This is a genomic window from Halomonas sp. I5-271120, assembly GCF_030553075.1.
GTDB classification, from domain to species: Bacteria; Pseudomonadota; Gammaproteobacteria; order Pseudomonadales; family Halomonadaceae; genus Onishia; species Onishia taeanensis_A.
This window is the reverse complement of sequence record NZ_CP130701.1, coordinates 426,247-440,736: the sequence shown is the minus strand read 5'-3', so window position 1 is coordinate 440,736 and position 14,490 is coordinate 426,247. Positions and strand designations below refer to the sequence as shown.

Annotated in this window: 13 protein-coding genes and 1 tRNA gene; 11 read left to right on the top strand and 3 right to left on the bottom strand. The window is 61.9% G+C overall.

Annotated features, from left to right (window positions below; genetic code table 11):
• Nucleotides 1–33 precede the first annotated feature (33 nt).
• Both Q2K57_RS01950 and Q2K57_RS01945 read left to right on the top strand, forming a co-directional pair.
• Nucleotides 34–1,995 (top strand): diguanylate cyclase domain-containing protein, encoded by a 1,962-nt coding sequence (locus tag Q2K57_RS01950; RefSeq protein WP_304525988.1) that lies wholly within the window; start codon nucleotides 34–36, stop codon nucleotides 1,993–1,995.
• 87 nt (nucleotides 1,996–2,082) lie between these two features.
• The gene (locus tag Q2K57_RS01945; protein WP_304525987.1) at nucleotides 2,083–2,292 is read left to right on the top strand and encodes a hypothetical protein; all 210 of its coding nucleotides are present in this window, start codon (nucleotides 2,083–2,085) and stop codon (nucleotides 2,290–2,292) included.
• 36 nt (nucleotides 2,293–2,328) lie between these two features.
• On the opposite strand, the gene Q2K57_RS01940 is transcribed toward Q2K57_RS01945, so the two are convergent.
• Nucleotides 2,329–2,405, bottom strand: a tRNA-Arg gene (locus tag Q2K57_RS01940).
• Nucleotides 2,406–2,464: 59 nt separating this feature from the next.
• A complete protein-coding gene (locus tag Q2K57_RS01935) occupies nucleotides 2,465–4,540 on the bottom strand; it encodes a bifunctional diguanylate cyclase/phosphodiesterase (protein ID WP_304525986.1) in 2,076 nt (691 codons plus the stop codon).
• A gap of 233 nt (nucleotides 4,541–4,773) precedes the next feature.
• On the opposite strand from Q2K57_RS01935, the gene Q2K57_RS01930 reads away from it, so the two are divergent.
• From Q2K57_RS01930 to Q2K57_RS01920, 3 genes are read left to right on the top strand one after another with little or no spacing between them, the layout of a single operon-like run.
• Nucleotides 4,774–5,634 (top strand): methyltransferase domain-containing protein, encoded by an 861-nt coding sequence (locus Q2K57_RS01930; RefSeq protein WP_304525985.1) that lies wholly within the window; start codon nucleotides 4,774–4,776, stop codon nucleotides 5,632–5,634.
• Nucleotides 5,635–5,652: 18 nt separating this feature from the next.
• Nucleotides 5,653–6,687, top strand: coding sequence for a methyltransferase (locus tag Q2K57_RS01925; RefSeq protein WP_304525984.1), 1,035 nt, complete (start codon nucleotides 5,653–5,655; stop codon nucleotides 6,685–6,687).
• A gap of 41 nt (nucleotides 6,688–6,728) precedes the next feature.
• Nucleotides 6,729–7,442, top strand: a complete 714-nt coding sequence (locus Q2K57_RS01920; RefSeq protein WP_304525983.1) for an SIMPL domain-containing protein — start codon at nucleotides 6,729–6,731, stop codon at nucleotides 7,440–7,442.
• Between the two features lie 112 nt (nucleotides 7,443–7,554).
• Here Q2K57_RS01920 and greB read toward each other — a convergent pair whose 3' ends face one another.
• Nucleotides 7,555–8,097 (bottom strand): transcription elongation factor GreB, encoded by a 543-nt coding sequence (greB, locus tag Q2K57_RS01915; RefSeq protein ID WP_304525982.1) that lies wholly within the window; start codon nucleotides 8,095–8,097, stop codon nucleotides 7,555–7,557.
• A gap of 318 nt (nucleotides 8,098–8,415) precedes the next feature.
• Between greB and Q2K57_RS01910 the strand changes: the two genes are divergently transcribed.
• From Q2K57_RS01910 to cysD, 6 genes are all read left to right on the top strand, one after another.
• Nucleotides 8,416–9,138, top strand: coding sequence for a hypothetical protein (locus Q2K57_RS01910; protein WP_304525981.1), 723 nt, complete (start codon nucleotides 8,416–8,418; stop codon nucleotides 9,136–9,138).
• A gap of 152 nt (nucleotides 9,139–9,290) precedes the next feature.
• A complete protein-coding gene (locus tag Q2K57_RS01905) occupies nucleotides 9,291–11,324 on the top strand; it encodes an alkaline phosphatase D family protein (RefSeq protein ID WP_304525980.1) in 2,034 nt (677 codons plus the stop codon).
• 85 nt (nucleotides 11,325–11,409) lie between these two features.
• Nucleotides 11,410–12,051 carry an NUDIX domain-containing protein gene (locus tag Q2K57_RS01900; protein WP_304525979.1) on the top strand — a complete coding sequence of 214 codons (642 nt, stop codon included), beginning with the start codon at nucleotides 11,410–11,412 and terminating at the stop codon, nucleotides 12,049–12,051.
• A gap of 4 nt (nucleotides 12,052–12,055) precedes the next feature.
• On the top strand, nucleotides 12,056–12,502 hold the full coding sequence (locus Q2K57_RS01895; protein ID WP_304525978.1) for a DUF1249 domain-containing protein: 447 nt from the start codon (nucleotides 12,056–12,058) through the stop codon (nucleotides 12,500–12,502).
• On the top strand, nucleotides 12,502–13,236 hold the full coding sequence (locus tag Q2K57_RS01890; RefSeq protein WP_304525977.1) for a metallophosphoesterase: 735 nt from the start codon (nucleotides 12,502–12,504) through the stop codon (nucleotides 13,234–13,236). The genes Q2K57_RS01895 and Q2K57_RS01890 overlap by 1 nt, the downstream gene beginning before the upstream one ends.
• Before the next feature lie 234 nt (nucleotides 13,237–13,470).
• A complete protein-coding gene (cysD, locus tag Q2K57_RS01885) occupies nucleotides 13,471–14,388 on the top strand; it encodes a sulfate adenylyltransferase subunit CysD (protein WP_304525976.1) in 918 nt (305 codons plus the stop codon).
• Nucleotides 14,389–14,490 lie beyond the last annotated feature (102 nt).

Below are 14,490 nucleotides of genomic sequence, written 5' to 3'. Positions count from 1 at the left end.
ACTTGATTGATGAGTTTAGTGGGTGGAATCAGCATGATGCGAATCTTGGGCACGCTTCATTCCCGCCTCATGCTGTGGATCGGCATCGGTTGGAGTATATTGGTCGTCGCGACGCTGGCGTTTACCTATCTGACGGGCAGTGAACTGATTCGTCAGGCCAATATCAGCCACCTCAACTATGAAGCCGGACTGGTCGCCCGTCAGGTTGATCGCTCGATTGAGCAGCGTATGGAAGCGCTTGAACGCCTTGCCGGTGGAATCAGTCCGCGGCTTGCGAGCGCATCTGGCGAAGCAATGATCACGAGCCCCCCGCTGCTTGCCCTGTTCGACCGCCTGGCGCTTGTCTCACGAGAGGGCAAGATCACCGCCAGCTATCCCTATCTTGAAACCCTGAATGGCGTCGACGTCACGGATCGCGACTACTTTCGTTTTGCTCGTGCCGTGGGTAGGCCCTATGTCAGCGACCCGCTTCTAAGTAAAGGCTCTGGCAAACCGTTCGTGATGGTGACAGTGCCTCTTGAGGATGAGAAAGGAGGCTTTACCGGTCAACTGATCGGTGCGGTGAACGTCGAGACTAGCAGTTTCTTCGATAGCCTCAGGCGTATTCGCATCGGCAATGATGGTTACGCCTCTTTGATCAGCTCTTCCGGCACCTTGCTGTCACATCCTGATAACAGCTTGGTCATGCAGCGTATCAGCAGTGGCGGTAGTGACAGTCTGCTGGATCTGGCATTACTGGGATGGCAGGGGGCCGGCGAGGGCAAGCTTGCCGATGGTGCCAAGGCCCTGCGAGCCTATGCGCAGGCCTGGAGTGCAGGCTGGGTCGTCCAGGTCACCCGTCCGATGTCTCAGGTGCAGGCACCGATTGGTATGTTGGTGGGAAAACTCTGGTGGGCGGGCCTGGTGACCATCGTGCTGATGCTGCCGCTCTTGTGGTGGTTCCTGAAGCTGGTGCTGAGGCCCCTGAGCCGCCTGGAGCGCCAGATTCGTCAAGTGGCCAGCGGAGCGCGCGAGCGGGTAAAAATCCGCACGCGAATGAGTGAACTGAGTCAACTGGCAACGACATTTAATCGTCTTCAGTGCCAGACCGAAGAAGCTACCGCCAGCCTTCACGAGCGACAGGCTTTCCTCGATGCGGTGCTGGCTTCGTCGCCGGTGGGCATGTTCGTGGCGTCACCCACCGGCGAGGTGCAGTACATTAACCCCGCGCTGGCTGAATTGATCGGCTATGAGGAAGAGAGTAGCCAAGATATCTATTGGATGCGTCACATTCACAGCGAGGATCGCAACGACTTCGTTGATCTGTGGCGCGATGCCATGCGTAACGGGCGTAATTTCCTGCGCCAGGTGCGTTACGTGCGAACCAATGGTGAGGTGCTCTGGCTTGAGGTGCATGTCGGCCAGGTGCTCAAGCAGCAGGCGTTGCTGGGTCATGTAGGGACGGTCAAGGATATTACTCTGCGCCGTGAAGAAGAGGCCTTACAGCGTTGGGAGGCCGAGCATGATCCCCTGACGGGGCTGCTGAACCGGCGAGGTTTCGAGCGCCGCCTTGAAGAGGCTTTTATCGAATGGCAGCAGCGAGAGCAGCAGTCTGTGCTGATGATTTTCGATCTGGATCACTTCAAGCCAATCAATGACGAAGGTGGCCATGCGCTGGGTGATGAAATGCTGCGGGCCATCGCCGGCGCGATTACACCGCTGGTACGCAAGAATGATTATGTGGCCCGCCAAGGGGGAGACGAGTTCGCCATCCTGATGCCAAGCTGCACTCTTGCGCAGGCGAGAACGGTGTCAAGGCGACTGCTGGAGACGGTGGCAGACCTGAGCGTATCGGCGGAGGGCAAAGACTATCGTGTCACCTTGAGCCTGGGTGCTGCTTGCTTCCTCGTCACTGATACGACGATCGACGAGATCCTGGCTCGTGCCGATGACGCCAGCTATCAGGCCAAGCGACAAGGCCGCAACCAGACTATCGAGAGCGGTGTATCAGCCTGATTGGCCACGCTGAATGGCCGGTCAGGCATCATCGTCGCATTGCCTGCCATACTGAGTGTTGAGAGCGCACAGTATAGGGGGCCTTCAATGCCGCATGATGAATACACCAGTATCGAGCCGCTGCCCGATGGCAGCTATCGCATTACCTGCCGTAACGACCATTACGGCCATCCTGTCGTTGAACGTATTCACGATATAGACGGTGGCGAGACGCCAGGATTCATGATCAAGAACGAAGATGGACAGCGCTGGGTTCACTGCAAGCAATGCGAGCGAGGCAATTACTGCGATGTTTAAGGCGGGCGTTCGGAGGGTGACGGTGAGGTCCAGAAGTGGCGCCCCCTGAAGGATTTGAACCTTCGACCTATCCCTTAGGAGGGGATTGCTCTATCCAGCTGAGCTAAGGGGGCATCGTCAGGTGCAGCATTATAAGCGCCTGATGGCACGAGATAAACCCGTATCTTGTGGTTCACAGCTTGCGCAGCGGGTAGCGGGGCGAGGCCGTAGGACTCAGGTAGCGTTCATGCAGTTCGTGATAGGGCATCGGCTTGCCGATCAGGAAGCCCTGGACCAGATCGCAGCCCAGTTCTCGCACGGTGGTCAACTGAGCGTCTGTCTCGATGCCTTCGGCCAGCACGTCGCGCTGCATGGCGTGCCCCATGGCGATGATGCCGCTGATGAACTGGCGTTGATCCTGGCGTGTGTCCACATGCATCACTGCACTGCGATCGACCTTGAGGGTATTCAGGGGGAGCTGGCTTGCGTAGGTGATCGAGGAGATACCGGAGCCGAAGTCATCCAGGGCGACGAGCGCGCCCAGCTGCCGGGCCTCGCTGAGCAGGCTGCAGGCCAGGTCCAGGTCGTGGAAGTGCGTGGATTCGAGCACCTCGGCGACTAGGAAGGGGGCGCTGAGATCATAGCGGTGGCGGGTGGCCGACAAGGCCTCGATGAAGGCGCCTGTCTCGATCTGATCCTGGGAGAGGTTGACGCCGATCAGGGCATGATGGCCGTGGCCGCGCAGCCGGCTCGCCACCTGGCCGGCCTGATCGATCAGCCAGCGGCCGAAGGGCAGGCTCAGTGAAGAGTGGATGATGGTGTCGATGAAATGCTGCGGCCCGAGCACGCCCATCTCGGGATGGCGCCAGCGTGCCAGGGCTTCGAAGCTGATGATTTCATTGGTTGCCAGGGACAGGATGGGCTGAAAATAAAGCTCGAGCTCGCCCTGCTCGAAGGCGGCCTTGATGCGCATGTGGGCATCCTCGGCCAATGACTCGTTCAGTTGCGTATCGGCCACGGCGATGCAGTTCTTGCCCAGCTGCTTGGCCTCGTACATGGCTGCATCGGCGGCGTCCAGCAGGGCCGTGCTGGTGGTGGCGTGTGCGGTAGTGAAGGCGATCCCCACCGAGGCCGAGACCGTGACCCTTTCCCCGTTGTCGAGTGCGTAGGGTTGGATGACGTCATCGAGTACCTTGCGAGCGACCTTGCTCGCCTTGTCGACCGTGCCCAGGCCGTTCAGGGCGATCACGAATTCGTCACCGCCGAAGCGAGCCGTCAGGTCGTTGGCCCGCATCAGCCGCTTCAGGCGTCGGCTGATCTCGATCAGGAGTTCGTCACCGCTGGCATGGCCGAAGCTGTCGTTGATCGGCTTGAAGTCGTCGAGATCGAGAAACAAGACGGCAAGGCCGGTTTGGGTGAACTCCAGGCTCTCGAGCTGCCTTTCCAGAAGGGTGTTGAAGTGGCCGCGATTGAACAGGCCGGTCAGCGGATCGTAGCTTGCCATGCGTTCCAGTCGCGCCTGATTGAGGTGGCGCTGGGTAATGTCGCGGAACACCCCGATATAGTTAACGATTTCGCCATGGTCATTGCGAATGGCCGAGATGGTGGTGTTCTCGATCAGCTGACTGCCGTCCTTGCGGGTATTCCAGATATCGCCGGTCCAGAAACCGCGCGCCTCGACCGCCGCGAACATGCTCTGATAGAAGCCGGAATCATGCTTGCCTGATGACAGCAGGTTGGGGCGTTTGCCCAGTACCTCTTCCTGAGGATAACCGGTCAGACGAGTGAACGCCGGGTTGGTGTCGATGATGCGTTTTCGGGCATCGGTGACCATGATGCCATCGTGCGTATTGCGGAATACGGCCTGGGTCAGCTCCAGATGCTTCCAGGCCTGCTCGCGTTCGCTGACATCTCGCTGGAGCCCCACCAGGTAGCGGTGGCCCTCGGTATATAGCGTCGACAGGTATAGTTCGTTCCAGAACTCGGAGCCGTCCTTGCGCCGGTTCTTCAGCGTCAGGGTGATCGGCGTGCCCTGCTGGATGGACTCGCGTAGCCGTTCAATGGCCGATGGATCGGTATCCTCGCCCTGCAGGAAGCGACAGGAGTGCCCGATCACCTCGTCGCGGCGGTAGCCGGTGAGGGATTCGAAGGCCTCGTTGACGAAAATCAGGGGAGGGTCATGAACTTCGCCGTCGGCCACGGAAATCGCCAGATTGGGGATTTCCAGTAGCCTGGTCAGATGTACGGGCAGGGTAGCAAGCTGTGTCAATGGTGTTTTTCCCGGCGTAAGAAAACAACATCGATCGGCCACTCGTGAGGGGTATGATCGATAATTGATGATTATTAGCTAATATTAAAATATTATTTTCTTCATTGTTTTTTATTAATAACCGGATCATATCGTATTCGGCATAAACGGGCCATGTATGTCACTGAAGACAGTGAGTCGGATGCCGTTTCCGGCTAGAATGGCCGCCTGATTCCTTCCTGTCCGGAGCCTAGATGGCCGCCACCTCCCCCTCCCGTCCGCTGGCGACGTACTTGTCCGTGCATGGCGATCGCCACTTTGACGGTTTGGCCGACAAGTTCTCCGCGGGGCTCTACGGCAGCGTGCGGGGCGATATTCGTCTCGCCGTGCTTGATCACCTGCTACCACGTCATCTCAACCTCGCTGGCCAACCGGTACTGGACGTAGGCGGAGGGCTTGGCCAGATGGCGAGCTGGTTTGACCAGCGCAGACACCCGGTGACTCTGCTCGAGCCGTCCGGAGAGATGCTGGCACACGCCCGGCAAGCACTGACCGATACCCAGGTCGAGCTGATCCAGGCTCCGCTGCAGGACCTTGCCGAACTGGCACCGGGACCCTGGCCGCTGATCGTCTGTCATGCGGTGCTCGAATGGCTGTCCGATCCGCGTGATGCCTTCATGCGACTGGCAGAGGCACTTGCCCCTGGCGGCCAGCTGTCGTTGATGGTCTTCAATCGCGATGCCCTGCGACTCTCCAACGTGGTCAAAGGTAATCTCGACAAGGTGCTGGCGGATCGTCTCGCGGGCACCGGCCAGCGACAGCGCCTCACGCCGATCTCGCCGCTGACAAATGGCCAGATCGAGACCTGGGCTAGCGAAGCGGGGCTTACCATTAAGGCGCGGGCCGGGGTGCGCATCTTCCATGACTACCTGCAGACCCGCGAGCTCGATTCCGCCGCCCTTGCCAAGCTGGTGGAGCTCGAGCGGCGCTACTGCGATGCCGAACCCCATTGGCGTCTGGGCCGCTACCTGCTGTACACCCTGACTCGGCCGGCCGCTGCCGTCGACGCTACCTCATCCTCCTCTTCATCGCCCTCTTCATCGCCCTCTTCATAATCCCAGGGAGCCTGACAGATGCCCGCCGAGACCGCCGTTTGCCAGCTGCTGGAACGCCAATCCATGGACTACCGCGACTGGCTGTGGGTGGCGCCGCCCCGGGATGCGTGGCTGGAAGAAGCCGAAGGGCGCCTGCTGTCTGCCGATCACAGCGTCGTGGAAGCCTGGCGGAACCGCGGTAAGGTGGCGCTATCGGCCTTGCAGGAGACCCCGGATGTACCGCCCGGGGCAGTGCTGTTCTGGCCCAAGAGCCATGCGCTGGGAGAGTGGTGGCTACTCAGGCTCTGCCAGGCCTTGCCGGCCGGCACGCCCTTGCAGGTGGTCGGCGAGAACAATGGCGGCGTTAAGCGTGCCCTCAAGGTGCTGGCGTCTCTGGGGCTTGGTTGTCGCAAGCGCGACAGCGCCCGCCGCTGCACCCTCTTCGAAACGCACCTCGAGCCGGTCGGCCTGGACCCGGACCTGGCCTGGACCCGCTTCGAGGCTGAGGGGCTAACGCTTGCCAGCCACCCGGGCGTGTTTGGTCACGGCAAGCTCGATGATGGCACTCGGCTGCTGCTCGATACCCTGCCGGAGGTGTTGCCGGCTATTGATGCCGCTGCCAAGTGCCAGAGCGAGGGCGAAGCGGAAGACTCGGTGCTGGACGTGGGCTGTGGCGACGGCATCCTGGCGGCCTGGCTGGCACGTCGCGGTGCTGTGGTCACGGCGGTGGACGTCAACGCCTTCGCGGTAGAGGCGACACGTCGCACCCTGGCCGCCAATCAGCTTCCCGGTGAGGCGCTTGAAAGCGATGTTTATTCCCGGCTCGAGGGCCGGTGCTTCGATCTCATCGTCAGCAACCCGCCGTTCCACCAGGAACGGGCCATTGACTATGGCCCGGCGGCGCGGCTGATCCGCGAGGCGCCGGCGCATCTGGCCCCCGGCGGCCAGCTGGTACTGGTCGCCAATGCTTTTCTGCCCTATCCGGACCTTCTTGAGGCCGCCTTCGGCAGCTTCCAGCTCCTCGCCGATAACCGGCGGTTTCGGGTTTATCTGGCGAAAAAAACCAACGGGTAGCATGCTTAGACGATCCGTTTATCTTGCAGGGAGTGCTTGTCATGACCATGGGTCGGATCGTCGGTGCGCTGATTCTGGGTAGTCTCCTGATGCTGGGGCTGGTGTGGGGCGGCAGTTATATTCGCGCCGCCGCCCAGGTGTGGAAACAGGCCGATCGTGTCGTGACGGTCAAGGGGCTGGCCGAGCGAGAGCTGCCCGCCGATCTTGCCTTGTGGCCGCTGCATTTCAGTGTAACGGGCAACCAACTGGGGCCTTTGCAGGCTGAACTGGCGGCCGCTGAGGCGCGCATTCGCGACTTCCTGACCGCCGAAGGCTTCGATGCCGGCAACATCAGCGTCACGCCGCCCAATGTGCGTGACCTGCAGGCCGAGAGCTACGGTCAGCCGCCTCCCGAGGAACGCTATCGCGCCGAAGCTACCGTGCTGCTGCGCACGCCCAAGGTGGCGAGGGTCAAGGCTGCCATGCCCAAAACCGGCGCTCTGGTAGGCAACGGCGTGCTGCTGTCACCCAACTACGAGTACCGCATCGAATTCCTGTTCACCGGGCTTGAAGCCATCAAGCCGGAGATGATCGCCGATGCCACCCAGGACGCACGGCGTGCCGCCGAGCAGTTCGCCAGCGACGCCGGCAGCGCCGTAGGGCGCATTCGCCGGGCAAGCCAGGGGTATTTCTCCATCGAGGACCTGGACAGCTACACCCCGGACATCAAGCGGATACGCGTGGTCACGACTATCGATTACGCCCTGGACGACTGACGCACCCGGTCGAGGTGCCGGTCGAGGTGTAAGTACGACCTACAGAGCAGATGGGAGCGTTACAAGGTAGCCGCACACGATAGCGGCTGTGGGTGTCGTCCCTCGGGGCGCCCTAACTTGGCTGAGGAGTGCGGTACTGGATCGCGGTGATCACATAGGTGGTCTGGCCGGCGGGGGCGGCTACCGTCGCTTCATCGTCCAGCGATTTGCCGAGCAGTGCCTTGGCCAGCGGCGCGTCGACGCTGATCCAGCGAAGGTCGCTGCGGGTTTCATCGTGGCCGACGATGCGGATTTCAAGCTCCTCGCCGTCCTCATCCTCGAGGGTGACGAAGGCCCCGAAATAGACCTTGCCGGTATCCGCCGGCAGGCGATCCACCACCTGCAGCTCGTCCAGCCGCTTGGTCAGATAGCGGATGCGCGCGATGACGCGGTTCAACTCCTTCTTGTTGTAGGTGTAGTCGGCGTTCTCGCTGCGATCGCCGAGCGCTGCCGCCTCACCGACCTTGGTCGAGAGCGCAGGGCGCTTTACCCGGGACAGGTGGTCAAGGATGCCCTTGAGCCTAGCATGGCCCTCAGCGGTGATCAGATGACTCTTGGGTTCCTGGCGCGGGTCCTTGGCGGGATCCCGCCAGCGCGTCATGTTGCGACCCTTCATGGCATGGCTCTCTTCAGGTCTCTCTTCAGATCTATCTTCATATCTCTCTCCGTCGCTCGCTGCATAGCTTTCTACCTGGTTCTCTACATGGCTTTCTACAATACATGGCGCTCATGGCGATGCTTGAAAGTACTTTAACCATGACATTTCGATGCGCGTCTCGTTAAGCCCAGGCCCCATTAAGCTTAGGCCGAGAGCGTGACAATGCCACGCCTGGATCGCGACTACGACGCAAGTCGAGCAGGCATAAAATCAAACGTTCGTTAGAATGCAGTGAAGACGATTCCCCTGCCACCTGTTTGATTGAGGATGCTTGCCATGTCATCTCTACCTTCTCGCCTGGCCGCCCTGGCGCTGTGTGGCTGTCTGGTTTCTGCGGTGCATGCCCAGGCCGACGTCGGGACTCAGGGCCAGACGGCATCCACGGGCACAAGCACGCTAGAATCCCACGACGACACTCAAGCAGCCAGCGCTGCCTGGAAGGCCAGCTTGAGCGCCCTGGTTGCGCGCTTCGAGCGAATCAGCACCGAGCTGCCAGAGGAAAAACAGGCCAACGCCCTCGAGGATCTGGCTGTGGAGGCCCGAGCGCTGGGTGAGCGCTACCCGAACGAGGCAGAGCTGCTGGTATGGCAGGGCATCATCTTTGCTTCCCAGGCTCGCGCCGAGGGTGGCCTCTCGGCCCTGGGGCTTGCCAAGGAAGCCCGAGAGGTGCTCGAACGCGCCGTCGCGCAAGACCCTGACGGGCTTCAGGGCTCGGCCTATGTGACGCTTGGCGCGCTCTATGATCGGGCACCGGGCTGGCCGCTGGCCTTTGGTGATGACGCCACTGCCGAGCGCATGTTCGAGCGCGCTGTGGCGATTCGTCCCGAGGGCATCGATGTGCACTTCTACTTCGCCACTTTCCTTCAGGAGGAAGGGCGGATGGATGACGCTCGAATGCATCTTGAGCGAGCCATCAACGGCCAAGCCCGACCGTCGCGCGCCGCAACGGATGCAGCCCTGCGTGAAAAGGCCAGCCGTCGGCTTGCCAAGCTGGGATAACACGCTGGGATGAAGCGCCTGGCGAAAGCCCGTCTTCAACGCGTCTTCTCAAGGAGTGCGCGGCTGATATCCAGCGCATGATCTAGACAGCAAGGTGCAGACGCCATCACAGGCAAGACGCGATGCCAGAGGCTGCGCTACTCTTGGTGCCCATGATGCCGACTGATGACGTAACCTCTTTGCCTGATGTGCTCGCCGGCCCGCTGCTGCGTCGTTCAAGCCCTGAGCGGCTGGTGCTATGGCTGGTGGGCAGTCGTTCGCTGCCCTTCGAGCTAGTGCTGACCCCCGCGGACGGCAGTGAGGGTCGGCGACTGGTGCTTGATGAATCCCTCTGCCGCTGCCTGCCGGTGGGTCGCCACGCGGTCGTGCACTTGATCGACGTGACCCTCGAGACGCCACTGCCGCAAGACGTGCGTATCGACTATGACCTGGTGATTCGCGATGCGTCGGCAGGTGCCCGCAGCATCGCCGATTGGGCGCCTCATCTGTGTTATCAAGATGCCCGTTATCAAGGTGGCTGTCATGACGCTGCCGCATTGCCCGGCTTCGTGATCGCTTCCCGGATCGGTCAGTTGCTGCATGGCTCCTGTCGTAAGCCCCATCATCCCAGCGGCGATGGTCTCGTGCGTGCCGATGAGTGGCTGGGCGAACGCTGGGGCGAAGCCCATGAACGGCCGGCCTGGCTATTGATGACCGGTGACCAGATATACGCCGACGATGTCGCAGGTCCCATGCTTGCCGCCATTCATGCGCTAATCGCGCGTCTCGGACTGGTCGACGAGACCCTCGAGGGCGCCGAGGTGAAAGACAGTCCTGCGCTTTATGCCTCGCCCAAGGGCTACTATGCCCGCGAAGCGCTGCTGCCCGACGTTTACACCTCCGAGGCCCTGCGAGAGCGCTTCTTCGGCGGAGTGCGCAAGCCGATCTTCACCACTGCCCATGCACACAATCACCTGATTACTTTCGCCGAAATGCTGGCCATGTATCTGCTGGCCTGGTCGCCGGTGCCCTGGCAACTGATCACGCCGGCTGTGCCATCCCTCGAAGCAGCCAATCGTGATCAGTACGACCAGGAAGTGGCGGTGATCGAGGAGTTCGTGGCCGGCTTGCCGGCGGTGGCTCGGGTAATGGCCAATGTGCCGACCCTGATGATCTTCGACGATCATGACGTCACCGATGACTGGAACCTCACGGCGGCCTGGGAAGAAACCGCCTACGGCCATGACTTCTCGCGGCGCATCATCGGCAACGCGCTGCTGGCCTACCTGCTCTGCCAGGGCTGGGGCAACGACCCGGATCGGCTGGCGGCGCCTCTCGATGACCTGGCCAATCTGCTGGCCGAGGCAGCGCCGCCGCGCGAGCCCCAGGATGCAGCGCCAGCGACAGCACCAACACCCTCAGGAATACCGGCGAGCACAAGCGGCGGCTGGTTGGCGGCAGCGTCTCAGGATGCGGTGATCGCCCGCTTGCTGCGCTTCGAGGGCTGGGAGGTCATCGTCCCCGGCACGCCCAAGCTATTGATGCTCGACACCCGCACCCGGCGCTGGCGCAGCGAGGCGCGTCGCCATCGCCCCTCGGGGCTGATGGACTGGGAAGCCTTGTGCGATCTGCAGCAGGAACTGCTCGATGAACCCTCGGTGCTGATCGTGTCGCCGGCGCCGATGTTCGGCGTCAAGCTGATCGAGGCCGTGCAGAAGCTCTTCGCTCTGGGCGGCAAGCCACTGCTGGTGGATGCCGAGAACTGGATGGCCCATCGCGGGGCGGCCAGCGTGATGCTCAACATCTTTCGTCATTCGCGCACGCCGGGGAACTACGTGATTCTGTCCGGCGACGTGCACTATTCCTTCGTCTACGATATCGAAGTGCGACACCGCCAACGGGGGCCGCAGCTTTGGCAGATCACCTCAAGCGGGCTGAAGAACTCTTTTCCCGATACCCTGCTCGACTGGTTTGACCGCCTGAATCGCTGGCTGTATGCACCACGCTCGCCCCTCAATCGCCTCACGAAGCGCCGTGCACTGCGTATTCGTCCACGCGATCCTGACCGGGCCAAAGCCGGCGAGCGGCTGTGGAATGGCGCCGGCATTGGCCTGGTGCGCCTCGATGACCAGGGCCGTCCCCAAGAGGTGCGCCAGCTCGATGCGCGCGGCTTCGATGTACGTTTCCCGCCCCGCGGCGAGCGCTGAATGGCGGTGCTGACTTCATGACCAAGGTTGGCAGGGAGTGGTCGGGTCGGGATAATGGCTTCTTTGATTTCGACCCGGAGGCCCGATGGGCGAGCATCACGACCCGACTCCCGAGCTTGACCCACCGCGCTTCGGCTCGGCCGATGTCGAGCGTCTGGAAGACGAATGCCTTTACCAGGGCTTCTTTCGCCTCGAGCGCCGGCGCCTTCGCCATCGGCGCTTCGAGGGAGGATGGAGCGAGGAGGTGGTGCGCGAGGTGCACGTGCGCTTCGATGCCGTGGGCGTACTGCTTTACGATGTCGAGCGCGATGCGGTGGTGCTGGTCGAACAGATCCGCGCTGGCGCCTTGGATGATACGGTCAGCCCCTGGAAGCTAGAGCCCGTGGCGGGGCTGATCAAGCCCGGAGAAAGCCCGGCCGAGGTGGCCAGACGTGAAGCCATCGAAGAGGCCAACTGCCCGATCGGTGAGCTGATCGAACTACACAGCTACTACCCGAGCCCCGGCGCCTGCAACGAGCGGGTCACCCTGTTCTGTGGCCTGGTGGACAGCGCTGGGCTTGGCGGCGTGCACGGGCTCGACGAGGAACACGAAGACATTCAGGTGCATGTGATACCGTACCTGAAGGCTTGGGAGCTGCTCGACGCCGGCCGACTCGACAATGCCATGTGCCTGATCGCCTTCCATTGGTTGGCGCGCGAGCGGGCCTCACTGCGCGCACGGAGGTAACCCTGTGGCCAGAAACGCCTATGTCACCGACTTGAAGACCCTGCAGGGCGAATGCAGCGCCAACTACCTGCGGCTAAGCCGCCTGCTGGGCGAGCTGGGTGCCGGAGAGCGCCGCGATGTCGCCCTGTCCGGGCGTGAGCAGCGCTTTGGCACCCTGCACCTCGAGGTGCTCGAGTGCGCCCCCTACACCACCATCGTGAGGGTCAGCCAGTCCGGAGTACTCGATGCCGTCATCGACCCGCCCTGCATGCGGGTTCACCTCTACCATGACGTGCGCATGGCCGAGGTCACGGATTTCCAGCGCCAGCGCCATTTCCATGGCCGCTATCGCTACCCCAACGCGCGCATGCACCAGCCCGATGAAAAGCTCCAGCTCAACCGCTTCCTGGGCGAATGGCTCGAGCACGGCATGGCGCATGGTCACTCCCTGGACGCTCCGGTGCTGCGCTGATGCGTCTGGTTCAGGTCACCGATACTCACCTGCACGCCGATCCCGAGGCACGCTCTCGCACTGGCTTTCCGCTGCGCCAGCTGCATGCGGTGCTTGAGCATGCCCAAGCAAAGCGCCCGGACGTACTGCTGGTGACCGGTGACGTCAGTCAGGATGAGACCCTGATGTCCTACGCCCATGCCCAAGAGGCCTTCGCGTCTTTGGGCTGTCCCTGGTTCTGGCTGCCCGGTAATCATGACCAGCCCGAGCTGATGGTCGAGCATCGCGAGCTCAACGGCGAGGTCGACCTGGGCCACTGGCGCCTGCTGCTGCTCGATACCCGAGTCAACGGTCAGCCTCACGGCGAGCTTGGCCAGGCCAAGCTGCAGGCGCTGGCCGAACATCTCGAGGGCGATGAACGCCCGACCATGCTGGTGATGCACCATCCGCCGGTGGCCATTGGCTCGGCATGGATGGATGCCATCGGCCTTCACGATCGCGAGGCGCTGTGGCAGACCCTCGCCGCCTATGGCCAGGTGCGGGCCATCCTCTGTGGCCATATTCACCAGGCCTTTGCCAGCCGTGAATCGCTGGCCGAGGGCGAAGTGGCCGTCTTCGGCTGCCCGTCCACGACCGACCAGTTCCTGGGCGGCTCGCCTCATTTCGCCGTCGACGAGGCCTCTCGGCCCGGCTATCGAGTGGTCGATTTCCACGGTGATGAACTGACCACCTGGATCGAGCGGGTCGACCTGTAAGCCTCACTGCCTCGCCTTATGCCCTCGCCTCACCGCTGAACGACCGTCCATGAGTCGGGGCTAGCTCAATCCGTGTGGATCTCTTTATAGCTATTGAAGCTTAAAAGATAGTTCTTCATTCTTTGACGTTATCAGCGTCGCCTCGTTACCCTAGCGCTATTACGCTGCCGCGAGTCCGCCAGAAGCGGAGCTTTACCGGCCGTTCGTCTCCCATCAATAGAGCCCGAAACGCCGATGACCGAGTTAACCCCCGAACGCTTGACCCATCTGAAGCAGCTCGAAGCCGAGTCTATTCACATCATCCGTGAGGTGGCCGCCGAGTTCGCCAACCCGGTAATGCTCTACTCCATCGGCAAAGATTCCTCGGTGATGCTGCACCTGGCGCGCAAAGCCTTCTATCCAGGCACGCCGCCGTTTCCGCTGATGCACGTCAATACCACCTGGAAGTTCCGCGAGATGATCAAGTTCCGCGACCGCATGGCCGACGAGGCGGGCATGGAGCTGATCGAGCACATCAACCAGGAAGGCGTCGAGGCGAACATCAATCCGTTCGATCACGGCAGCTCCAAGTACACCGACATCATGAAGACCGCCTCCCTCAAGCAGGCGCTCGACAAGTACGGCTTCGATGCCGCCTTCGGCGGCGCGCGTCGCGACGAGGAGGCCAGCCGCGCCAAGGAGCGCGTCTACTCCTTCCGCGACAAGTTCCACCGCTGGGACCCCAAGAAGCAGCGCCCGGAGCTGTGGAACATCTACAACGCCAAGGTCAACAAGGGCGAGTCGATCCGCGTCTTCCCGCTTTCCAACTGGACCGAACTCGACATCTGGCAGTACATCTACCTGGAGTCGATTCCCATCGTGCCGCTGTACTTCTCCGCGCCGCGTCCGGTGGTGCATCGCGATGGCATGGACATCATGGTCGACGATGATCGCCTGCCGCTGGAGGAAGGCGAAGTGCCCGAAGAGAAGTGGGTTCGCTTCCGCACCCTGGGCTGCTACCCGCTGACCGGCGCCGTGGAATCAAAGGCCACCACGCTGCCCGAGATCATTCAGGAGATGCTCTTGACCCGCACCTCCGAGCGTTCGGGTCGTGCCATCGACCACGACCAGGCCGGCTCGATGGAGAAGAAGAAGCGTGAGGGCTACTTCTAGTCCATCGACCGTGGCCTGAAGGCCCTTCGGTTGCTTCGTTCGCCTTTTTCCGCCGGCGGCACGCCATGTTTCAGTACGGCGCGTCGTGCCAGCCGGCCAGAC